This is a genomic window from Curtobacterium sp. MCLR17_059 (genome assembly GCF_003234665.1).
GTDB lineage: Bacteria > Actinomycetota > Actinomycetes > Actinomycetales > Microbacteriaceae > Curtobacterium > Curtobacterium flaccumfaciens.
In genome coordinates this window covers 219,319-241,072 of record NZ_QKSU01000001.1, presented here as the reverse complement: position 1 = coordinate 241,072, position 21,754 = coordinate 219,319, and the positions used below count along the sequence as shown (strand labels likewise).

20 protein-coding genes are annotated in these 21,754 nt (G+C 70.9%); 12 read left to right on the top strand and 8 right to left on the bottom strand.

All coding sequences use genetic code 11. From position 1 onward, the window contains the following. Nucleotides 1-1,560: 1,560 nt before the first annotated feature. The 3 genes from DEJ12_RS01230 to DEJ12_RS01220 form a co-directional block, all read right to left on the bottom strand. Nucleotides 1,561-1,986, bottom strand: coding sequence for a hypothetical protein (locus DEJ12_RS01230; protein ID WP_111028768.1), 426 nt, complete (start codon nt 1,984-1,986; stop codon nt 1,561-1,563). Beyond that, nucleotides 1,983-3,203, bottom strand: coding sequence for a lipopolysaccharide biosynthesis protein (locus DEJ12_RS01225; RefSeq protein WP_111028767.1), 1,221 nt, complete (start codon nt 3,201-3,203; stop codon nt 1,983-1,985). Before DEJ12_RS01225 ends, DEJ12_RS01230 begins: the two co-directional genes overlap by 4 nt. Before the next feature lie 68 nt (nt 3,204-3,271). Beyond that, the gene (locus DEJ12_RS01220; RefSeq protein ID WP_111028766.1) at nt 3,272-4,582 is read right to left on the bottom strand and encodes an MATE family efflux transporter; all 1,311 of its coding nucleotides are present in this window, start codon (nt 4,580-4,582) and stop codon (nt 3,272-3,274) included. A 237-nt stretch (nt 4,583-4,819) separates the two neighbouring features. Here DEJ12_RS01220 and DEJ12_RS01215 point away from each other — a divergent pair, with 237 nt between their 5' ends. Beyond that, nucleotides 4,820-5,395 (top strand): RNA polymerase sigma factor, encoded by a 576-nt coding sequence (locus DEJ12_RS01215; protein ID WP_111028765.1) that lies wholly within the window; start codon nt 4,820-4,822, stop codon nt 5,393-5,395. Continuing rightward, nucleotides 5,395-6,159, top strand: a complete 765-nt coding sequence (locus tag DEJ12_RS01210; RefSeq protein ID WP_111028764.1) for a hypothetical protein — start codon at nt 5,395-5,397, stop codon at nt 6,157-6,159. Before DEJ12_RS01215 ends, DEJ12_RS01210 begins: the two co-directional genes overlap by 1 nt. Before the next feature lie 164 nt (nt 6,160-6,323). On the opposite strand, the gene DEJ12_RS01205 is transcribed toward DEJ12_RS01210, so the two are convergent. Continuing rightward, nucleotides 6,324-7,661 carry a uracil-xanthine permease family protein gene (locus tag DEJ12_RS01205; RefSeq protein ID WP_111028763.1) on the bottom strand — a complete coding sequence of 446 codons (1,338 nt, stop codon included), beginning with the start codon at nt 7,659-7,661 and terminating at the stop codon, nt 6,324-6,326. An 81-nt stretch (nt 7,662-7,742) separates the two neighbouring features. On the opposite strand from DEJ12_RS01205, the gene DEJ12_RS01200 reads away from it, so the two are divergent. Both DEJ12_RS01200 and DEJ12_RS01195 read left to right on the top strand, forming a co-directional pair. Then, entirely contained in the window at nt 7,743-9,707 is a 1,965-nt protein-coding gene (locus tag DEJ12_RS01200; RefSeq protein WP_111029087.1) for a M13 family metallopeptidase, read from the top strand. Further along, on the top strand, nt 9,707-10,645 hold the full coding sequence (locus DEJ12_RS01195; RefSeq protein WP_071404465.1) for a serine hydrolase: 939 nt from the start codon (nt 9,707-9,709) through the stop codon (nt 10,643-10,645). The genes DEJ12_RS01200 and DEJ12_RS01195 overlap by 1 nt, the downstream gene beginning before the upstream one ends. 260 nt (nt 10,646-10,905) lie before the next feature. Here the strand turns inward: DEJ12_RS01195 and DEJ12_RS01190 are convergent, their stop codons facing one another. Further along, nucleotides 10,906-11,100 carry a hypothetical protein gene (locus DEJ12_RS01190; RefSeq protein WP_111022407.1) on the bottom strand — a complete coding sequence of 65 codons (195 nt, stop codon included), beginning with the start codon at nt 11,098-11,100 and terminating at the stop codon, nt 10,906-10,908. 129 nt (nt 11,101-11,229) lie between these two features. Between DEJ12_RS01190 and DEJ12_RS01185 the strand changes: the two genes are divergently transcribed. The 3 genes from DEJ12_RS01185 to DEJ12_RS01175 all read left to right on the top strand — a co-directional run bounded on the left by DEJ12_RS01185 (nt 11,230) and on the right by DEJ12_RS01175 (nt 15,398). Beyond that, nucleotides 11,230-12,396: a sensor histidine kinase gene (locus tag DEJ12_RS01185; RefSeq protein WP_111028762.1), complete on the top strand. Its 1,167-nt coding sequence runs from the start codon at nt 11,230-11,232 to the stop codon at nt 12,394-12,396. Beyond that, nucleotides 12,393-13,052 carry a response regulator transcription factor gene (locus DEJ12_RS01180; protein ID WP_111028761.1) on the top strand — a complete coding sequence of 220 codons (660 nt, stop codon included), beginning with the start codon at nt 12,393-12,395 and terminating at the stop codon, nt 13,050-13,052. The genes DEJ12_RS01185 and DEJ12_RS01180 overlap by 4 nt, the downstream gene beginning before the upstream one ends. A gap of 135 nt (nt 13,053-13,187) precedes the next feature. Then, entirely contained in the window at nt 13,188-15,398 is a 2,211-nt protein-coding gene (locus tag DEJ12_RS01175) for an MMPL family transporter (protein ID WP_111028760.1), read from the top strand. Between the two features lie 114 nt (nt 15,399-15,512). Here the strand turns inward: DEJ12_RS01175 and DEJ12_RS01170 are convergent, their stop codons facing one another. Further along, nucleotides 15,513-16,193: a DUF4232 domain-containing protein gene (locus DEJ12_RS01170; protein ID WP_111028759.1), complete on the bottom strand. Its 681-nt coding sequence runs from the start codon at nt 16,191-16,193 to the stop codon at nt 15,513-15,515. A 99-nt stretch (nt 16,194-16,292) separates the two neighbouring features. Here DEJ12_RS01170 and DEJ12_RS01165 point away from each other — a divergent pair, with 99 nt between their 5' ends. Further along, on the top strand, nt 16,293-16,568 hold the full coding sequence (locus DEJ12_RS01165) for a hypothetical protein (protein WP_111022401.1): 276 nt from the start codon (nt 16,293-16,295) through the stop codon (nt 16,566-16,568). An 89-nt stretch (nt 16,569-16,657) separates the two neighbouring features. Here DEJ12_RS01165 and DEJ12_RS01160 read toward each other — a convergent pair whose 3' ends face one another. Together DEJ12_RS01160 and DEJ12_RS01155 are read right to left on the bottom strand one after the other, a co-directional pair. Further along, entirely contained in the window at nt 16,658-17,056 is a 399-nt protein-coding gene (locus DEJ12_RS01160; RefSeq protein ID WP_083404464.1) for an NUDIX domain-containing protein, read from the bottom strand. Between the two features lie 35 nt (nt 17,057-17,091). Beyond that, nucleotides 17,092-18,414, bottom strand: coding sequence for a glutamyl-tRNA reductase (locus tag DEJ12_RS01155; RefSeq protein WP_110863603.1), 1,323 nt, complete (start codon nt 18,412-18,414; stop codon nt 17,092-17,094). Between the two features lie 38 nt (nt 18,415-18,452). On the opposite strand from DEJ12_RS01155, the gene hemE reads away from it, so the two are divergent. The 4 genes from hemE (at nt 18,453) to DEJ12_RS01135 (ending at nt 21,712) form a co-directional block, all read left to right on the top strand. Next, nucleotides 18,453-19,589, top strand: coding sequence for a uroporphyrinogen decarboxylase (gene hemE, locus DEJ12_RS01150; RefSeq protein ID WP_111028758.1), 1,137 nt, complete (start codon nt 18,453-18,455; stop codon nt 19,587-19,589). Then, nucleotides 19,586-20,902, top strand: a complete 1,317-nt coding sequence (locus tag DEJ12_RS01145) for an NAD(P)/FAD-dependent oxidoreductase (protein WP_111028757.1) — start codon at nt 19,586-19,588, stop codon at nt 20,900-20,902. The genes hemE and DEJ12_RS01145 overlap by 4 nt, the downstream gene beginning before the upstream one ends. A 100-nt stretch (nt 20,903-21,002) precedes the next feature. Beyond that, nucleotides 21,003-21,257: a hypothetical protein gene (locus DEJ12_RS01140; RefSeq protein WP_017887727.1), complete on the top strand. Its 255-nt coding sequence runs from the start codon at nt 21,003-21,005 to the stop codon at nt 21,255-21,257. Then, complete coding sequence (locus DEJ12_RS01135; protein WP_071404474.1) at nt 21,254-21,712, top strand: phage holin family protein; 459 nt, start codon at nt 21,254-21,256, stop codon at nt 21,710-21,712. Before DEJ12_RS01140 ends, DEJ12_RS01135 begins: the two co-directional genes overlap by 4 nt. Nucleotides 21,713-21,754 lie beyond the last annotated feature (42 nt).

Here is a 21,754-nt window from a genome sequence, read left to right as displayed (position 1 = left end):
TGGCGGGTGATGTTCGTGAAGGACCAGGTGGACCTGCACTGTGACTGCCCGGCCTGCGTGCCGGACGGAACGAAGGTGTCGAGAAAGTCCAGCAACTCGTGCGTGCGTGCGTCAGGACCCTGAACAGTGGACCCGCCGACAGAACCGAAGTCGATCGCGACACTCGGGTCGATGCAGTGCAGGGAGCTCTCGTTGCTCGCGCAAGAGACGGGGTGCGTCATCGTCGGGCAACGACGGTTCAGGTCATTGACCCGCAACGATCCGAACTTCTTGGTCACGATGACGAGTGTCTGGAGTACCCGAGTGTCGAGCTGGCAACCCGGCGTCGGGTTTCCGTTCGCGATCGGGAGGATCTCGTTTCGGTACAGATCGTTGGTGTCGCCCGCGCCGTTCGCGGTCGCGGTGAAGGTACCCGCTGTGACGAAGCCCCCGAGCTGCTTCGCGAGCGTTGCCGGGTCGGCAGAGATGTCGTCGCAGGCCGTCCCACAAGCGCCAGCTGCCTCGGCTCGAGGTGGCGACATCGCCACGATCGAGGCGAGTGCAAGCGCGACGACCATGACGATCAGGACGAGCGACCGCCAGAGAGTTCTCGATCTCGGCAGCACGAACGGAGTATTCACTTTTCCCCACTTCACGGACGAGCCACACCGCCCCTCGGTGTGAACTGTCGTCTCGGCTGGAGAGTAGCCGGTTCTCCCGGCGCACCGCGAACCTTGCTGCTTCCACAGAAAATCGCTTCGTCAGCATCAGCGAGAACGGCCGGTCACCCGAAGGAATGGCCGGCTGTTTCGTGTCGGGGGTGGCGTCGGTGTGCGGCGTCGTGCGCGTCGCGGACGGCCCGGCGGATGCGGCAGCGCGAGCAGTAGCGGCCGTCGGCAAACGGGTCCGTCCGTCGGTTGGCGTGGCCGCTGCGGTCGGCGTGTGTGGAAGACGAGATTGTCGTGACGGCTCCTCATCGAACTCGACGATCGTTCGATCGCCAACAGCTCGTGCGCGTCGTCACGTTCGTCATCGTGGTCGGTGTGGCGTTGGTGTTCGCGTACTGGCACGTCGGTCGGCAGCGTGTGGACGTCGACGAGGACGTGTAGGTCGTCTCCGGGTGGGAGTACGTCCACGACGTCTTCATCCGGAACCTCGAGCACCCGCCGACCGCGAAGTACCTGTCCGGGCTCGCCGAACTCGCCCTCGGCGGGCCTGGATCGCTCGGCCCGCGCTACGTCGCAGGGGTACAACGTCGTCGCGTGGAAGCCGTACTTCCCACCGCCCCGTGGGACTTGGGAGCGGGACGCCGACGACCTCACCGCAGTCGTCCAGGGCGTGGATTAACGGTTCCCGATGCAGCCGGGAGTGGCGTCGTTCCTCCGCACCCACCACGACGAGCTCGAGCACTTCACTGTCGACTAGCTTCAGGTGTGGATCCCCGAGCACGGTTTGATCCGGGAACGTGACTACGTGCTCGAACTGGCTCCGTAGCGGCGCTGCAGCGAACTCCTGACCGGCGGGGTCGAGGGAGCTCGCCGCACCACGGCAACGGGCTCCGGCGCACGAAGCGTGTGCGGCCTAGTCGTCGGCGGCGGACAGTTCAGCCGTCATGCTCCACCCCTGACGTTCCGTCCACGACAGCGTGACCCAGCAGTCCTTCGCCCGCTTGTCCGCAGGGTGCACGAAGACGCCGACGATGGTCGTCACGACCGCGTCGTTTGAGGTGACCTTCGCACCCGGTGTCAGGAGCGGCTCGCAGACCTTCCACGCCGTGACCGCGCCGGAACGCTGATCCTGTCCCACCGCCGACACGAAGCGGTGTTCGTCGTGCTCCTCGAGACCCTCGACCGCTGCTTGTCTCGCGGCGGTCTCCGAGGCGTCGGAGGGTTCGCCTCCGACATCGGTCGGGACGTTGTGTCCGGAGCAGCCGGCCAACGCGACCGCGGCGACGATCCCGATGCTTGTGAGCAGCGGGGTCCGCGAGTGGTTCCGTGCGAGCTTCATGCGACATTCCCTACGGATTGTCGAGGCACGGCGCTGGTGCGCACCCCGAGCCCCACCACCGCAACCAGGTTCACCGCACTCCCCACCAAGAATCCCGTGGTGCCACCAGCGACACCTGCGACGGGCCCGAGTACCGCCATGAGCCCAGCCCCGACGACGAACCCGGCGACCGAGGCAAGGGCGACCTGGCGTGAGCGCCCAGCGGCGAGCAGCAACGCCGCCGGCACGAGTCCGACGGTGAACACCCACACCGCGACCATCAGGTACCGCAGGTCCGCGACGGCAGCGGCGCCCTCGGCGGGGTAGACGATCGGCAGGAACCACCCGGCGAGCAGCGCGACCAGGCCGAACACGACCGCGGACGCCGCAGCGAACCCGACGACGAGCAGCAGGGCGCCGCGGGAGCGCAGCGATCCGCCATCGGTCCGGTGCGCGAACGCCGGCACGAGCACCTGCCCCAACGCCTGCCCGAGCATCGACGCCGGCGTCGCCAGGGTGAAGGCAGCGGCGTAGACACCGGCGGCGTGCGCCGACGACGTCACCTGCGCCGAGATCATCGTCAACTGCAGCAACCCGTTCGAGGTCACCACCGCCAGCACGTTCCACGCCGCGAACCCGAGCACCCCGGCGGCGGATTCGTGTGAAGCAGGCGCGAAGCCGTTGCCCCGCGGCCAGCACGCGATCGCGAACACCGTGTACCCGATGGCCAGGGGCAGCAGCACGAAGGGCTCGAGCCGCGCGACGCATGCCACCACGAGCAACCCGAGCGCCAGCACGCTCGTCACCGAGTCCCACAGCGCGACCCGCGGCGCCCGGTCGTAGCCGAGCTGCGCACCGCGGGGGTAGCAGTAGAGGCCGTAGCCGACGACGACCGCGGCACCACCGAGCACCATCCCGGGTCCGTTGCCCCAGGCCAGCGCGATCGGCACGGTGACCGCGGCGAGCACCACGCTCGACACCAGCATCGACACCCCGAGCAGCCGGTTCACCGCGGCATCGGATCGCCGACCCCGCAGTGCGATCGCCAGGAACCGCGACGCGGTGTTGCCCGCGGCGTTCGGCCAGAGCAGCGCGACGAACACCGAGAGCGACAGCAGCGCGGTGGTCTGTCCGAGGGTCTCGGTGCCGAACACCCGCCCGACGACGACGGTCACGAGCAGCTTCGCGACGCCCTGCACCCCGATGCCGACCGTGGCGAGCACGGCCGACGAGGCCACCGAGGACGACGGTGCCGCAGAAGAATCAGGCCCGGAGGACGAAGCGGGCCCAGCCGGAGACGGCTCGCTCACCGCGCCAACGCCTGTTCCACCCAGCCGCGCCGGTGCGCCCGCACCCCGAGCGTCACCGCCCGGACCCCGATGTACCCGAGGGCGAAGGCCGCCCACAACCCCGCGAGCGTCCCGCCGGCCCACCAGAGCAGCGGCAGGTAGACGACGAGGTTCAGGCCTCCGGCGATGGCCAGGTACCGCGCGTCACCGGCGCCGATCAGCACCCCGTCGAGCACGAAGACGTACCCGGCGACGGGCATCCCGACGGCGATGAGCACCAGCACGACGGGCAGGGCGTCCCGCACCGCCTGGGAGTCCGAGAACACCGGCCCGAGCACGCCGCTCACGGCCAGGGTCAGCACCCCGAGCAGCACACCGCCGGCGATCCCGAGCAGCACGAGCCGTCGCGTCACCAGTCGCACCCGCTCCGGGTCACGCCCGCCGAGTCCGTGTCCGACGAGCGCCTGCCCGGCGATCGCCAGGGCGTCGAGCGCGAACGCCAGCGTCGAGAAGACGGTCAGCCCGACCTGCGTCGTCGCCAGCCCGGTGGTCCCCAGCCCGGCGGCGGCACCGACGGTGGCGAGCATCGCGATCCGCAGCGACGCGGTGCGCAGGAACAGCCACGCCCCCGATCGCAGGGCCCGGGCGACGCCCGAGGCACCGGGTCGCAGCGGCGCCCCGGACGACCGAGCGGCCCGCACCGCGATGCGCACGTAGACGACGGCCATCGCCCACTGCACGATGACGGTGCCGGCGGCGGATCCCTCGACGCCCCAGCCGGCGCCGTAGATCAGGACGGCGTTGAGCAGCCCGTTCGCGACGAACCCGATGGTCGCGACGACGAGCGGGGTCTTCGTGTCCTGCAGCCCACGCAGCAGTCCGGTCGAGGCAGTCACGACCAGGATGCCGGGCAGCCCGATGAGGGAGATGGTCAGGTACGCGGTCGCGGCGGCCGACACCTCGGCCGAGGCGCCGAACAGGTCGACGAGCGGCCCGGCGAGCGGCCACCCGACCAGCGCCAGCACCACCCCCAGCACGAGCGCGAGCCACATGCCGTCGATGCCTGCGTGCACGGCTCCGCGACGGTCGCCACCACCGAGCGCCCGTGCCACGGCCGGGGTCGTCGAGTACGCCAGGAACACCAGCAGCCCGGTCACCGTCGACAGCACGGCACTCGCGAGCCCGACGGCCGCCAGCGGCGTCGCCCCGAGGTGCCCGACGAGCGCGGTGTCGGTCATCAGGAACAGCGGCTCGACCACGAGCGCTCCGAGCGCGGGCACCGCCAGTCGCACGATGTCGCGGTCGACCGCGCGCCGCTCAGCGGTCACAGCGGGTCGCGTCGGTCGGTGCACCGACCCATTCTGTCGGCGATGCCGACCCGCGGTGGTCGCCAGGCGGTGTGGGCGCGACCCCGGAACGGACTGGAGGCCCGTGGCCGTGTCCGCCACGGGCCTCCAATCCGGTGGTCCCACGTCCTCGGGCTTGCGCCCCGCACGACCTCGTTGCGCGACGAGCCGATCCGCTGGCGTCTGTAACGCTGGAGCCATGACCGGACACTCCAGAGTGTGAAGGACGAACAGGACGACCACCCGCTGTGGACGCGAGCGGTCCGTGATGACGGGGCTGCGTTCGCCGCGCTGTTCGACCGGCACCGACCGCGCATCTACCGACGGGCGTTGAGCCTGACGGAGAACTCGCACGACGCCGAGGACATCACAGCGGCGGCGTTCTACGAGCTCTGGCGCAAGCGCAAGAGCGTCACCCTCGTGGCCGGTTCCGTCGCTCCGTGGTTGCTGGTCACGACGGTCAACCTGACCCAGAACCACCGACGCGCAGCGGCGCGGTACCGGAAGCTCCTCGACGCACTCCCTCGGGACGATCCCCACGCTCTTGCCACGGACGCCGAAGACCTCGAGGCCCGCGAACGCCTCCGGACGACGATTCGGGGACTCGCGCCGCAGGACGCCGCGCTGCTGGTGCTCACCGGGGTCGAGGAGATGCCGGTCTGGCAAGCCGCGCAGGCGGTCGGTCTCAAACCGCCGGCGGCACGCGTGCGGTTGCACCGGATGCGGCAGCGCCTGCAACGCGACCTGCACGACCTCCGTCCCACTGTCCGCAACGCACCGGAAGGCACCTACTGATGAGCATCGACATGAACCCCGACGCTGCGGCAGCGGTCCGCTCGGAGTTGGCCGCCATCGGGACACGACGGAGCGCCCTGCAGCGACAGCAACGACGTGCACGCATCGGCGTCTCGATCGTCTCCGTCGCAGCGATCGCGGTGACGACGAGCGCCGCCGCCCTGGTCGTCGCCGGGCTCCCGGGCACCACGACGACGGCAGCAGTCGGGCGCACGACCACTGCGACGCACACCGGTCCCGCCCTGATCGACATCGGGCAGGCTCCCGACACCGCGGGTGCCGTGATCATCGACATCACGTGCCGCAACGACGTCGGCATGGTCCGGGTCCTCACCGTCGGAGGGGGCGCATCCGGCCTGAGTTGTCGGGACGAAGGGACGATGCGCGTCGTCGACGGCCGGCTCCCGGAGCGAGGGACCACGACGTTCAGCATCGAAGCGTCGGCGGGGACGCGGTGGACGGCGACGCTGCAGTACGCCACCGCGGTCACGTCGGATTGGGCGGTCAACGACAAGGGCCAGACCTACGGAGTCCCGAACGCGTCGGGTCACCCGGATCTGGTCCCCGGGAGGGCGGACAACGGCCGCAAGGGCTGGGTTCTGTGGAGCGAGCCGGACGGCGGCGACGTGTACGAGTCCGACGGCACGACCGTCGTCGGGCAGTGGACGGCGGGGGTCGCCGATGAGGTCCCGCTCGATCAGCGGTACATCGACGAGCAGGAGTCCGTGCAGACCGCGACCCCGTCGCCCAGCGCGCCCCGCTGAACCGGGCGAGGAGCGCGTGCGGACCGGAGCGACCGACTGGGGGCGTTCCGGTCCGCAACGCACCACCTGACGGACTGGAGGCCCGTGGCCGTGTCCGCCACGGGCCTCCAGTCCGGTGGTCCCACGTCGTCAGGCCGGACGCGCGTTCCGGCCGACCACTCGCGTCAGTCGGCGCGCGGTTCCGCAGGGACGGCGCCGGTGGCGGCGTGTGCGGGGTCGGCGGCCTCGGTCGAGGGCTCGTCGGTGCCGCGGGCCCGGCCGATGACGTCCATCAGGTGGTAGACGACGATCGCGGCGATCGTGCCGACGATGATGCCGCCGAAGCTCGCCTGGCCGAAGCGGAACGTGAAGTCGGCGATGCCGATGATCAGGGCGATGCCGGCGGTCAGCTGGTTCTTCGGCTTCGAGAAGTCGACGCGGTTCTCGACCCAGATCCGGATGCCGATGACGCCGATCAGGCCGTAGAGCGCGGTGGTGGCGCCGCCGAGCACGCCGGCCGGCACCGAGGAGATGACGGCGCCGATCTTCGGCGACAGACCGAGCAGGACGGCCGCGATGGCGGCGACCCAGTAGGCGGCGGTGGAGAAGACGCGGGTGGCGGCCATGACGCCGATGTTCTCGCCGTAGGTGGTGGTGGCGGAGCCGCCGCCGACGCCCGCCAAGACGGTCGAGATGCCGTCGGCGAAGAGCGCGCGACCGGTCAGCGGCGTGAGGTCACGGCCGGTCAGCTGCCCGACGCCCTTGACGTGGCCGACGTTCTCGGCGACCAGCGCCAGGACGACCGGCACGAACGCCAGGTAGATCGGGAGCTGCGACGGGTCGAACGCGGGAGCGGTGAAGTCCGGCAGACCGATCCACGGCTTGTCGCCGACCTTCGAGAAGTCGACCTGACCGCCGATGAGCGCGGCGACGTACCCGACGAGCACGCCGATGACGATCGACAGGCGGCCGATCAGGCCCCTGAACAGAACCGTGACCAGGACGATCGTCGCGAGGGTGATGACCGCGATGACCGGGGCTTCCGTGAAGTTCTTCCGGGCCGACGGCGCCAGGTTGAAGCCGATCAGGGCGACGATCGCGCCCGAGACCACCGGGGGCATCAGCCGGTCGATCCACCCGGCGCCGGCCAGGTGCACGACGAGCCCGACGATCGCGAGCAGCGCGCCGACGACGATGATGCCGGACAGGGCGAGCGGGATGCCGCCGATCTTGGTGGCCGCGCCGATCGGGGCGATGAACGCGAACGACGAGCCGAGGTAGCTCGGCAGGCGGTTGCCCGTGATGAGCAGGAACAGGATCGTGCCGATGCCGCTGAACAGCAGCGTCGTCGACGGCGGGAACCCGGTGATCAGGGGCACCAGGAACGTGGCGCCGAACATCGCGACGACGTGCTGCACGCCGAGGCCGATGGTCCGGGGCCAGGTGAGCCGTTCGTCGGGTGCCACGATCGTCGTCGCGGAGACGGTCTTGCCGTCGCCGTGCAGCTTCCACGGAAGTCCCATGCGATGACCGTACCGGCAGCCGTGTGCCGGTGACGACCCTGATCGACCTGCCCCATGGGGTCGGTGGCTATCGTGGACCGCATGACCGACGTCGCACGTGCCTCCGGCATCCACACTGACGAACTCGACCCCGCGGTGCGCCCCCAGGACGACCTGTACCGCCACGTGAACGGGACCTGGATCGAGGCGACGCCGATCCCCGACGACAAGGCCCGGTACGGCTCCTTCACGGTGCTGGCCGAAGCCGCCGAGATCGCCGTGCGCGACATCATCGAGCGCTCGCAGCAGGCCGCCCCCGGCACCGAGGAGCGCAAGGTCGGTGACCTCTTCACCTCCTTCACCGACGAAGCGCGGCTCGAGGAGCTCGGCACCGCACCGATCGAGCACCTGCTCGCCGAGATCACCGAGATCCAGTCCGTGCCCGAGGTCATCGCCGCCGTCGGCCGCTTCGAGCGCATCGGCCTGCCGAGCTTCCTGCAGCTCTTCGTCGACAACGACCCGGGCGACCCCGAGTCCTACGTCGTGTTCCTGGAGCAGTCCGGCCTCGGGCTGCCCGACGAGTCGTACTACCGCGAAGAGCGCTTCGCCGACATCCGCGAGAAGTACCGCGAGTTCGTCGCGGCGATGTTCCCGCTCGCCGGCCTCGACGACGGCGGTGCCCGCACCGAGCACGTCATCGCGCTCGAGACGGCGCTCGCCGCCCAGCACTGGGACAACGTCACCACGCGTGACAGCCAGAAGACCTACAACAAGCTGCCCTGGGCCGAGGTCGCCGCGCTCGCGAAGGGCGTCGACCTGCAGACCTGGTGGCAGGCCATCGACGCCCCCGCCGGTGCGTTCGAGACCGTCGTGGTGCGCGAGCCCTCGTTCATCACCGGCCTGGCCGACCTGCTGAACGACCAGCCGCTCGAGGTCTGGAAGGACTGGCTGCGCTGGCAGGTCATCCGTGGCTCCGCCGCGTACCTGACGAGCGCGTTCTCGGCCACGAACTTCTCGTTCTACGGCACCGCACTCACCGGTGCGCCCAAGCAGCGCGAGCGCTGGAAGCGTGGCGTCTCGCTGGTCGAGGGTGCGATGGGCGAGGCCGTCGGCCGCATCTACGTGCAGGAGCACTTCGACGAGACCTCGAAGGCCAAGATGGACGACCTCGTCGCCAACCTGGTCGAGGCGTACCGGCAGAGCATCACCGCGCTCGACTGGATGACCGACGAGACCCGTGCCCGTGCGCTCGACAAGCTCGACAAGTTCACGCCGAAGATCGGCTACCCGGTGAAGTGGCGCGACTACTCGGCGCTGCCCGTCCTCGCCGACGACCTGGTCGCGAACGTCCGCGCCGTCGCCTCGTTCCAGGTCGACCGCGAGCTCGGCAAGATCGGCAAGCCGATCGACCGCGACGAGTGGTTCATGACCCCGCAGACGATCAACGCGTACTACAACCCCGGCTTCAACGAGATCGTGTTCCCGGCCGCGATCCTGCAGTTCCCGTTCTTCGACGCAGACCGCGACGCCGCGGCGAACTACGGCGCCATCGGTGCCGTCATCGGGCACGAGATCGGCCACGGCTTCGACGACCAGGGGTCGCAGTACGACGGCGACGGCAAGCTCGAGAACTGGTGGACCGAGGCCGACCGCGCGGCGTTCGAGGAGCGCACGAAGGCCCTCATCGCCCAGTACGACGCCCTGGTGCCGACCGAGGTGCCCGACAGCCACGTGAACGGTGCCCTGACGATCGGCGAGAACATCGGTGACCTCGGTGGCCTGTCGATCGCGTGGAAGGCCTATCTGCTGTCCCTCGACGGCCAGGAGCCCCCGGTCGTCGACGGCCTCACCGGTGCCGAACGCTTCTTCCTGAGCTGGGCACAGGCCTGGCGCATGGCGATCCGACCGGAAGAGGCGGCTCGTCTGCTGAGCATCGACCCGCACTCGCCCAACGAGTTCCGCTGCAACCAGGTCGTGCGGAACATCGACGTCTGGTACGACACCTTCGGCGTGACCGAGCAGGACGCGATGTACCTCGACCCCGCCGAGCGCGTCGCGATCTGGTGATGACGGAGCCGGACGCGGCCCGGTCGTCGCGCCGCCGGCGACCGGACGACCGCCCAGCAGGTGGCGGCCGCGGTCGTGGGCGGCACAGCGGCCGGGCCGACGACCGCTTCACCGCCACGACCGAGGCCCTCGGTGCCCTCGCGCTCGAGGGCGCCGGGGTCAGCGCCTCGGTGATCGACACCTCAAGCGGCAAGGCCCTGCTCGCGATCGACGACACCCTGGTGCAGCCGGTCGCGAGCCTGGGCCGTGTCCTGCTGCTCATCGAGGTCGCCGCCCAGCTCGAGGACGGCCGCCTGCACGGTGACCGACTGCAGCGCATGGCCCGAGACACCGCGACCGGTGCGGGCCTGTGGCAGTTCCTGCAGGAGCCGACCATGCAGGTGCCCGACCTGGCGACCCTGGTCGGGGCGACCGCCGACGCCTGGGCCATGAACGCACTGCTGTCGACCGTGGGCATCGACGCCGTCCGGGAGCGTGCGGAGTCCCTGGGCATCGAGCGCACCGCGTTGATCGACCGGGTGCGGGACCGCCGCGGTCCGGACGACGCCCCCGACGCCTCCGTCGCACCGACCGGGGAGCTGTCGTGGGTGATGCGCGGACTGGCGCTCGGCGAGGTCGTCGACGAGGCGGTGTCGAACCGGGTGCTCGGCTGGTTGTCCCTGGCGAGTGACCTGAACCTGGTCGCCGGGTCCTTCGGGCTCGACCCCCTGGCGCACCGTGCACTCGACCACGGGTTGCAGGTCGTCGCGGTCACCGGGTCGAGCACGGGCGTGCGGGCCGAGGCGGGGATCCTGCGGGGGCCGGGGTCGTCGGTCAGCTACGCCGTGACCGTCACGTTCGACGACGCTTCGTTGCAGCGGCGGTTGGCTGTGGTTGAGGCGCTGCGGACCATGGGGACCGAGGTGCTCGAGGCGGTGCACGCCCCCGCTCGTCGCTGAGGAGCTCGCACTCGGCGCCCGCGCCGAGTCCCGGTCCGGCGGACAGATCGCGGGCGCAGCAACGGCGAAACTGTCCGCCGGGCCGAGACTCGGGGAGCGTGGACGCCTGGTGCCGTTCCTGCTCAGCGGCCCTGGCCGGGGCGACCGTCAGCGATCGGCGGAGTCCGCTCCGCCGGACTCGACCTCGCGCATGGACGCGGTGATGTCGATCGGTCGGGTGTCGGGGAGCGTGATGTCCTCGGGGCGGATGGGACGCACGCTCATGCCTCCTCGTGGTCGATCACGCGTCGGGCGCCGGCTTCGACGCCCATCGCGACGAGCAGGGTCATGAACCCGGCGAAGCGGACGACCTCGGAGACACCCATCAGAGCGGCCCACGCGGTGAGCTGCGGTGCGCGGGTGAGGGAGTGCCGTCGCGCCGTCGGTGCGGAACGGGGAGCGGTGATGGTCGTCATGGGGTGCCTTCCGGTGGGGTTGGTGCCAATCCTCCGGATCGGGACGCGGCGCCTCGTCGTCGTCGCGGATCGTCGAACCTACTGCGTCCGCAGTACGTGTCGGTGAGGTGGAAGCAGGAGACTCGGGGGATGACGGACGACGGTGATCTCGTGCTGCCACCGAACCCGTGGTGGCTCCGGTCCCCGGCGCTCCTGCCCGAGCTGGCCGCAAGCCTCGCCGTGGCCGGTGCAGCGGTGGAGATCGTCCGAGTCCTCGTCGCGGGCGCCGGGGTCTTCCCGTTGGTCGGTGTGCTGCTCGGCATCGCCGGTGTGGCCGTGGCCCGTCGCTACCCGTGGCCGGGGGTGCTGCTCACCGTGGTCGGCTGTGCGGTGGCAGCGGTGCAGGGGTGGGACCCGATCGTGGGGTGGACGATCGTGGTGTTCGCGCTGTTCTCCGTCACCCTCCGCGGTGCGGCCCCGTTCCGCATGGTCGTCGCGACCGCGCTGCCGCTCTACCTCGTGGTCGCGGTGGAGTCCGGCGCGGGGCTGGTCAGTACGGACGCGTTGGCGGCGGTCGCGGCGTGTGCGGCGGCCGGAGCCACGGGGGCCGCGGTCTGGGCACAGCTCCGGTACTGGTCGGCCCTGCGGGAGCAAGCCCGCGAGGCGATCGCGTCACGGGACCTCGAAGCCCGCCGACGCGTGGACGCCGAGCGGCTCCGCATCGCCCGCGACCTGCACGACGTCGTCGGTCACCAGATCGCGGTGGCGAGCATGCACCTGGGTGCGGTCGAGGTCACCGTCGACCGCGACCCGGTGACGGCGGCACGCGCAGCAGGTGACGCGCGTGAGGCGTTGCGGATGGTCACCGCCGAGACGCAGCAGATCCTCGAGCTCCTCCGGTCACGGGATGCCGCTCCGGACCAGACCGTCGCCGGGCTGGGCTCGCTGCCCGCGTTGGTGTCGTCGTTCACGTCGATCGGGCTCGACGTCGTGGCTGACGTCGAGCTGCCGGACGAACCGGTCGCCCCCGTGGTCGAGGTCACCGTCTACCGCGTCGTGCAGGAGGCCCTGACCAACGCGCACCGGTACGGGATCGGCACGGTCACGATCACCGTCCGCGCCGAGCAGGGTCGACTCCACGTGGTCTCCGACAACCCACGCGCGCCGCGGACCAAGCAGACGCAGGGGTCCGGGTTCGGGCTCGTGGGCATGCGCGAACGCGTCGGGGCCGCAGGCGGGACACTGGACATCGACGAACGACCCGATCGGTTCGTCGTGCACGCCGTGCTGGCGCTGGACGGAAGGAAGCTGTCGTGACGACGATCCTGCTGGTCGACGACCAGGCGATGATCCGCGTCGGGCTCCGCACCATCCTCGAGGCGCACGACGACCTCACCGTCGTCGGCGAGGCCGGCGACGGCTTCGAGGCTCTGCGGTTCCTCGAGACGACGACGGTCGACGTCGTCCTGTTGGACGTGCGGATGCCGGGGATCGACGGCGTCGAGACCACGCGCCGCCTCCGTGAGCGGTTCTCCGCCGAGCAGCTCCGCATCGTCATCCTGACGACGTTCGAGCAGGACGAGATCGTGGTCTCGGCGCTCCGGGCCGGCGCGAACGGCTTCCTCGGCAAGACCGTCGGACCCCGCGAGCTCGTGGCGGGCATCAACGAGGTCGTCCTCGGTGGTGGAACACTCTCCGCGGCTGCGCAGGCCGCGGTCATCGCGCAGGTCAGCTCCCAGTCCGACCGCGTCATCGACACCGATGCGCAGGAACGTCTCCGAGCGCTGACCCCGCGTGAACACGACGTGGTGGTGGCGATCGCCCGCGGTGGCGACAACGACCGGATCGGCCGGGAGATGTTCGTCTCGCCCTACACCGTGAAGACCCACGCCAACCGCGCGATGGCGAAGCTCGGCGTCCGTGATCGTGCGCAGCTGGTGTCCCTCGCCTACCGCGCCGGACTCGTCGACTGACCCGGACCTACTGCGGACGCAGTAGGTCCGTCGATCCGACGGGACGACGGCCGGACGGAGCGTTGCTCGGAGCATTGAGGAGTACCCGCCGCGACGGTCTCCGCGTGGCTTCCTCTTCTTCTCTCCGGGAGCATCATGCCCAAGGTCCTCGCCGCGATCGGACGCTTCAGCGCCCGGCACCGGCTCATCATCGTCGCCGTCTGGTTGGTGCTCTTCGCGGGCCTCACCGCGGTCACCGCCGCCGGCATGGACACCAGTGCCACCGGCTCGGCCGGCAACACGACCGCCGCCGCGAAGGCGCTCACCGTCGTCAACGAGAAGTTCGACCTCGGTTCCTCGTCGTCGGGCGACGCGAAGACGCTGCAGCTCGTCCTCCAGGCGCGAGACGGAGCGAAGGTCACCGACCAGGCCACCGCCGCCGAGGTGCAGGCAGTCCTCGCCGACGCGAAGAGCCTTCCGCACGTGCAGACGGTCTCGGACCCGTTCGCCCAGCGGAACCCGATGGTCTCGAAGGACGGCACCACGGTCATCTCCACGCTGACCTTCTCCGGCGTCACCGAAGCGAACCAGGAGAAGACGTACGACACCGTCCTGGACTTCGCAGCAGACCACCGTGCTGCCTTCCACGCCGAGGTCGGCGGACACCTGTTCGGGGACACCTACGCCACCTTCGGTCCCGGCGAGGTCATCGGGATCCTGGTCGCGTTCCTGGTGCTGTTCCTGACGTTCGGTTCGCTCCTGGCCGCCGGAGCGAACATGCTCGTCGCGATCTCCGGGGTCGCCGTGGGGACGGTCGGTGTCCTCGCGTACTCCGCGATCAACCCGATCCAGGGGACCACCCTGACGCTCGCGACCATGCTCGGCCTCACGGTCGGGATCGACTACACGCTGTTCATCCTCACCCGGTTCCGCTCGGAGCTCCGCGAGGGGCGCAGTGTCGTCGACGCGGTCGCCCGGGCCACCGGCACCGCGGGCACCGCAGTCGTGTTCGCGGGCCTCACCGTCATCATCGCCCTCGTGGGTCTCGTCGTGACCGGCAACGAGGTCATCACCGTGATGGGCTTCGCCGGAGCGTTCAGCGTCCTGATCGCGGTGCTGATGGCCCTCACGCTGCTCCCCGTCATCCTGGGGACCCTCGGGTTGCGCGCCCTGCCCCGGAAGCACCGGGAACTCCTCGCCGCCGGCCAGCCGATCCCGCAGCGTCCCGCGAACCGCAAGAACTTCCTCCGCGGGTGGGCCAGGTTCGTCACCGGACGCCCGTGGCTCGCACTCTTCGGCGCCGTCGTCGTCCTCGGGCTCGTCGCCGCACCGGTCCTCGACATGAAGACGGCCTCCAACATCCCCGGTGGCTCCGACCCGACGTCGTCCGAGCGGAAGGCCTACGACCTGATCGTCGACGAGTTCGGCGGCATCCAGTCCCCGTTGCTCGTGCTCGTGCAGGGCGACGACGTCACCAGCAACCTCACCGCGGTCGAGGACGAGATCACGGGCCTCGACCACGTCGAAGCCGTCGTCCCCGGCCAGGTCACGAAGACCGACGACGCCGCACTCCTCACCGTCATCCCGACCGGCGGTCCGATCGCCGAGAGCACGAAGCAGCTCGTCACGGACATCCGCGACGAGACCACGGCGATCAGCGGCGTGCGCGTCGAGGTGACCGGCGAGACCGCGATCGGGCTCGACGACACCGCGCAGATGAACCGGGCACTGATCACCTACATCATCGTGATCGTCGCGCTGTCGTTCCTGCTCCTGATCGTGATGTTCCGATCCCTGCTCGTGCCCCTGTTCGCCACCCTCGGGTACCTGTTCTCCGTCGGGGCGGCGTTCGGTGCATCGGTCGCGATCTTCCAGTGGGGCTGGCTCGACCCGCTCATCGCCGCACCCCAGGGTGACCCGATGTTGAGCCTGCTGCCGATCATCCTGGTCGGGGTCCTGTTCGGGCTGGCGATGGACTACCAGGTGTTCCTCGTGTCCCGGATGAAGGAAGAACACTCCCGCGGGCTGAGCCCGAAGGACGCCGTGTTCTCCGGGTTCACCAAGTCCGGCACCGTCCTCGTCGCAGCAGCCACGATCATGGCCGTCGTCTTCGCGGGCTTCGCCACGAGTGAGATGGCCGTCGCCGCGTCGATCGCCGTCGGGCTGCTCGTCGGGGTCCTCGCAGACGCCTTCCTGGTGCGGATGATGATCATGCCGGCGCTCCTCACGCTCTGCGGGGAAGCAGCCTGGTGGATGCCGAAGTGGATGCAGAAGGTCATCCCGAACCTGGACACCGAGGGACACGGACTTGACCGGGCTCCCGAGCCCGACCGGGGGACCGGGGCCGTCCCGGTGCCGGTCAGCTAGTCGGTCAGCACGTCAAGACCGAAGGAGCTGTCCCGCTGCGATCGCAGCGGGACGGCTCCGTCCGTGGCGGCAGCAGCCCGTGCTCGGGACCCGCCGAGACCGCCCGGCTGACCGCTACGAGGTCGCCTGCCCCTCCGGCACGAACGCCTGCACGGACAGCAGTGAGGCATCGGCGGACGCACACGCCTGGTAGTCCGTGTCCTTCACGAACAGGGACTGCTTCGACCCGGGCGGGTACACACGGAAGCCGTCGGGGGTCTCGGGCGAGCAGTCGCCCGCCGAGTAGTTCTCGGCACGGACGATCTTGAGCGGCGCCACGGCGGTCTTCCCGGGCGCCAGCGTCACGGTGGGGTGCGGCGAGCTCTTCTCCGCCACGGCCGGCGCACCGATCTGCTTGCCGTTCCCGCCCCCGACGAACGAGACGCCGGGCCACCCCTGCACGGTGCAGGTCGTCGACCCGGTGTTCTCGAGCACCAGGTGCACGATGACGCTGCCGGCGGCGCCACCGCTGCCCGCCTCGATGCGTCCGGCGAGCGACGACACCGCGCACCGGTCACCAGCAGACGAACCGGTGGCACCGGATCCGGCGGACGAGCCGGACCCGGACGACGGTGCCGCCGAGGCGGACTCCTCGGACGACTGCGGCGTGGACGCCGACGCGGACGGCGACGGTGCGGGCGCCGTGACGGTCTCGGTGGCGGCGGGCTGCCCGTCCGAGGCGCACCCCGCCAGGGTCCCGACGGCGACGAGCCCGGTCACGACGAGCAGGAACTTCGATCGGCTGCTGCGTTGCATGGTGCACAGGCAACCACCGAACGCCGCATCCGGTTCGGTCGGCGTCCAGGGACCACGGGCACACTCCGAGGCAAGCAACCCGAGCAGCGGAGGTCGGACATGACGGGCAAGCACGAACAGGCACGAGGCGACGAGGGTCGCGCGGACGGGGTCGAACCCCGCGCCGGAGCCTTCACGGACAGCGAGATCCCGGGCGACGAGCACGTCGAGTCGACGGAGCCCGTCGGCGAGTTCGTCTCGAGCGACATCCCCGGCGAGACGCGTCCGACCGGAACCGGACCCGACGGCGAGTACGTCGACTCGGACATCCCCGGCGAGGCCGAGCCGGCCCAGAACGGCGAGGTCGGGGAGTACACCGACACCGACAAGGCCTGACGAACCCGAGCCGATGCGAGCCCATACTCAAGGATGAGTACTCATCCTTGAGTATGGGCTCCTCTGCGTCGTCGCTCTGCGCCTGACGGTCAGTCGATCAGCTCCGCCGCCACCAGGCGGCGGAGCGTCTCCACGCCCGCGGGCGGGCAGCGGTCCGCGTCGGCGGAGGTGACCCACTCGACCTCGTCCACCTCGGCGGAGGCGACGGGCGTGGCGGAGTCCAGCGGGCCTCCCGGCCGGACCAGGAACAGCGTCATCGCGACCATCGTCCCCGGAGCCTGCCCGTGGGCGGGCTCGAGCACGACGCCGAACGGGTCGACGTCGTCGGCGGTGAGCCGCAGGCCGGTCTCCTCGTACGCCTCGCGCACGGCGGCCTCGACGTCGGTCTCGTGCGGCTCGGCCTTGCCGCCGGGCAGGTAGAGCACGTCGCGCGCCCGGGCGCGCACCATCAGGACGCGTCGGTCACGCACCAGCAGCAGCGCACTCACGCGCAGCGTGGGTGGTTGCGAGCCTGTCTGGAGGCTCAGCTCGCGTCCGCCTGGTCGTCGCGATCCGAGGCGGTCGGGTCCAGTGCCGTGCGGTCGGCCAGCGGGACGACGGGCGACGGCAGCTCCGGCTCGGCCTCCGGCCGGACGCCGTACAGGGAGTCGATCGCCCCGACGAACTCCTCGCCGCGACCGGCGCGACCGAGCTCACGAGCGCGGACCGAGGGACGGTGCAGCAGGACGCCGACCAGGTGCCGGAGCGCCCGCTCGGTGTGCTCGACGGACTCGCCGTCGGCGTCCGCGCGGCGCTTGGCCCGCTCGATCTCGTCGTCGAGGATGTCGAACACGTGCTTGCGGAACGCCACGAGCGCCGGGGTCGTCGACTGCTCCATCGCCTGCGCGCGGAACCGGGACACGGCGTCGTCGACCATCGCGCGGGCCTCGGACTCGGCGTTCAGCTCGGAGATCGGGGCGTGGATGCTGATCGTCTCGAGGTCGAGCAGTTCGACGCCGTCGACGCCGGCGGCCGCGGGGTCGACGTTGCGGGGGAGTCCGAGGTCGATGACGATGCGGCGGACCCCGTCGTCGAGGTCGGCCGGTGCGACGACCGGAACCTCGCTCGAGGTGCAGGTGATCAGGACGTCGCTCTCGCCGATGGCCTGGCGCAGGTCGCGGGCGGCGACGAGGTCGTGCTTGGCGGCGAACCAGGGTGCCCGGCCCGAGGGCGAGAACACCTGGATGTTCGTGGCGCCGCGGTCACGCAGGGCGGCGATGGTGGTGGCCGCGTAGCTGCCGGTGCCGACGAGCAGCACGCGGGTGCGGGCCCAGTCGGTGACCCGCGACGAGGCGAGTTCGAGGCCGAGGCGCACGAGGGACCGGCCGGCGGCGCCGATGCGGGTGCGGGTCTTGACGCCGCGGGAGGTGTGCGCGGCCTCTTGGAACAGGCGCTCGAGGTCCGAGGTGGTGGTGCCGTTCGACCGGGCGTCCTCGAGCGAGCGCCGGACCTGGCCGGAGATCTCGGTCTCGCCGACGACGACGGACTCGAGTCCGCTCGACACGGCGAACAGGTGCTGCACGACGTCCTTGCCGTCCAGCACGTTGACGGAGTCCAGTACCTCGGTGGCGTCCAGGTCGCTTGCGGCGGCCACGGCCTGCACGGTGGCGGAGACGGCGGAGTCGCTCTCGTCGCCCGCGATGTCGAGGTACGCCTCGAAGCGGTTGCAGGTCGCGAGGACCACTGCACCGTCCAGGACGCCGGCATCCGTGACGAGTCGGCTGGCTGCCGCGGGTGCACCGATGCTCAGTCGCTCCAGGAGATCGAAGCTGGCGTTGCGATGCGACGCCGTGAGACAGATGAGCACGTAGTCAATGGTAACGCGCTCGATGGGAGAATCATCCGGTGACCGAAGCGACGACCACATCCCTCCCCGACTCCCACCCCCTGGCATCAGGGCGGACGAGTGGTTCCCGCCTGGTGCGGGCCCTGCGGGGTGACCGTCCGGAGACGCTCCCGGTGTGGTTCATGCGGCAGGCCGGACGGTCCCTGCCGGAGTACCGGGAGCTTCGGATCGGCACAGCCATGCTCGATGCGTGCCTCGACCCGGAGATGGCGTCGGAGATCACCCTGCAGCCGGTGCGCCGGCACGGGGTCGACGCGGGCATCTTCTTCAGCGACATCGTCGTGCCGATCAAGCTCGCCGGTGTGGACGTCGAGATCGTCCCCGGTCGTGGCCCGGTGCTCTCGTCGCCGATCCGCACCCCCGCCGACGTCGACGCGCTCGAGCAGCTCGACCCCGCGGCCCTCGCCCCGATCGAGCAGGCCGTCCGGCGCACGGTCGAGCAGCTCGGCGACACCCCGCTGATCGGCTTCGCGGGGGCGCCGTTCACCCTCGCCGCCTACCTGGTCGAGGGTGGCCCGTCCAAGGACCACATCCGCGCCCGCACGCTCATGCACGCCGACCCCGAGACCTGGTCGCGGCTGCTCGCCTGGGCCGCCGAGGTGTCCGGGATGTTCCTCCGGGCACAGGTGCTCGCCGGGGCCTCGGCCGCGCAGCTCTTCGACTCGTGGGTGGGGTCGCTGTCCCGCGCCGACTACGTCCGGTCCGTCGCCCCGCACTCCGCCCAGGCGATGTCGCACGTCGCCGAGCTCGGTGTGCCGCGCATCCACTTCGGCGTCGGCAGCGGTGAGGTCCTGGCCGACATGACGACCTTCGGCACGGACACCGTGGGCGTCGACGCGGTCGGGGTCGACTGGCGCCTGCCGCTCGACCAGGCGGTCCAGCGCGTCGGCACCGGCGTCAGCGTGCAGGGCAACATCGACCCGGCGATGCTCTCGGCACCGTGGGACGTCCTCGAAGCGCACGTCCGCGACGTCGTCCGTCGGGGCGGCGCCGCGCGGGCCCACGTCGTGAACCTCGGCCACGGGGTCCCGCCCGAGACCGATCCAGACGTCCTGACCCGCGTGGTCGAGCTGGTCCACTCGCTCGGCGACGGCCGCGCGGACGACGGTGCAGCGCAGGACGGAGCCGGCGCGTGACCGACGTCGTCGTGGTCGGCGGCGGGATCGCCGGGCTCGTCACCGCCCGTGACCTCGCCAAGGGCGGCGCCCACGTGGTGCTCGTCGAGTCCTCGGGTGCGCTCGGGGGCATGATCCGTCGGCACACCGTCGGCGGGATCGACCTCGACATGGCGGCGGACTCCTTCGCCACCCGCACGGACGCCGTCGGCCGCCTGGCGATCGAGCTCGGGCTCGGCAACGACGTCGTCGCCCCCGACCCCCGCGGCGCCTGGCTGATGACCCGCGACGGCCGGACCTCCCCGATCCCGGCGACCGGACTCCTCGGCATCCCGAGCACCCCGATGGCCGCCGACGTGCTGGCCGTGGTCGGGCAGAAGGGCGGCCTGCGCGCCCAGATGGACTCGCTGCTGCCGGCACCGGCGGGCGCCAAGGCCTCCTCGCTCGGCGAACTCGTCCGCCGGCGCATGGGGGAGCGGGTGCTCGACGACCTCGTGGTGCCGATCGCCGGTGGCGTGCACTCCACACACCCCGACCAGCTCGACCCCGACCGGGTGGCCCCGGGCCTGCGCGCCGCACTGCTGCGCGAGGGCTCGCTCGCCCGGGCCGTCCTGTCGCTGCGGGCACGCGCGGCCGCCGGCACCCCGGTGCAGGGGATCCGCGGCGGGACGGTGCGCCTGGTGGACGAGCTCGTCGCCGACATGGCGACCTACGGGGTGGACGTCCGGCTGCACACCCGGGCGACCCGCATCGAGGCGCACGCGGTCGAGATCGTCGGCGTCGACGGCACGACCGAACGGTTGCCGGCCCAGCACACCCTGTCCTCCGTCGTCGACCCGGAGCGCACCGCCGCCCCCGACCGGACGGGCATCCAGCTCGTCACGCTCGTCGTCGACCAGCCGGAGCTCGACGCCGCCCCGCGTGGCACCGGGATGCTCGTGCACCCGGACGCGCAGGCCGTGTCGGCGAAGGCCCTCACGCACGCGACGGTGAAGTGGCCGTGGCTGGCCGACGTGGCGGACGGACGCCACGTCCTGCGGCTCAGCTACGCGACCACCGCGACGGACCCTGCGGGCGTCGCCACGAGCCTCCCGGTCGACCCGACCGACCCCGTCGGCAGCCGTGCCCTGCAGGACGCGTCCACGCTGCTCGGTGTGGCGATCACGGCCGACCGCGTCAGCGGAGCCGCACGCGTCGGTTGGTACGGACCGGACCTCACCGCGGCCGGGCTGGCCGAGGGCGTCGTCGGGATCGGCGAGGCCTCGACCGGACGCGGCCTGGCGGGGATCATCGCCGCCGCTCGGAAGGCAGCCGACGAGATCCTCGGTTCCTGAGCGGACCGCGCAGCCCCTGAGGGCTACTGTTGGTGAGACCGCCGGACGTATTCCGTTCGGTGCATGACCACCGCACAACCAATGCACGGAGGAATCGCACATGCGCGGAAAGCTCCTGTTCGTCGCCGGCGCCGCACTCGGGTACGTCCTGGGATCGCGAGCCGGACGGGCGCGGTACGAGCAGATCAAGACCGTCAGCGGCAAGGTCTGGAACAGCAACGGCGTCCAGAAGGGCGTGCACGTCGCCGAGGACTTCATCGCCGACAAGACCCCGGACGTCGCCGAGTTCATCGGTGAGACGACCAAGAAGGCCGTCCGCAAGGTCGGCCAGAAGAAGGACACCACCACCTCATGACCGACACCCGCGATCGCAAGTCGCGTTCGCTGTTCGGCCTGGTCGGCGACGTCCCGAAGCTCGTCAAGGGCCTGGTCAAGGGCGAGATCGACCTGCTCAAGGCCGAGATGCTCGCGAAGGCGAAGATCTTCGGCCTCGCAGCCGGCCTGCTGGTCGGGGCGCTCGTCGTCGTTCTCTACGCGATCGGCGTCCTGCTGACCGCAGCCGTGATGGGCCTCGCGACCGTGATGCCGGCGTGGCTGGCCGCCCTGGTGGTGGCCGTGGTGATGCTGATCATCGCCGCGATCCTCGGCCTGATCGGCTGGAAGCGCCTGAAGAAGGGCCTGCCGATCACGCCGAAGCGCACGATCGCCAGCGTCAAGGACGACATCAACGCGGTCAAGGGCCTCGGCAAGAAGCCGACCCCGCCGACGCAGTACGGCAGCCGCAAGCCGGACGTCGACGGCCGCTCCTGAGCACCGACAGCTCCGACAGCCCCGACAGCCGCACCACCGACG